Below are 250 nucleotides of genomic sequence, written 5' to 3' on the forward strand. Positions count from 1 at the left end.
GAGCTGCGGGGAGACCTGCTTGCCGGTCTGGCCGACCTGGCTGCTGTGCGGGTACCAGCCGGCGTCGACGGCGGCGCGCGAGGCACCGACGGCCGCGCCGAGCACGTCGGCGAGCTCCTCGACCACACCGAAGCCCTCGGCGGCACCGACACCGCGGCCGCCGGAGACCACGATCGCGGCCTCGGTCAGCTCCGGACGGCCGGAGGACACCCGCGGGGTGCGCGAGACGACCTTGGCGGCGTTGCCGGTG

The 250-nt window shown here is 76.4% G+C and carries 1 protein-coding gene; it reads right to left on the minus strand.

Annotated features, from left to right (window positions below):
* A partial coding sequence (locus tag ADK60_RS27995) for an electron transfer flavoprotein subunit alpha/FixB family protein (protein WP_199839781.1) occupies positions 1-250 on the minus strand: 250 nt, incomplete at both ends.

Source organism: Streptomyces sp. XY431 (genome assembly GCF_001279805.1).
Lineage (GTDB): Bacteria > Actinomycetota > Actinomycetes > Streptomycetales > Streptomycetaceae > Kitasatospora > Kitasatospora purpeofusca.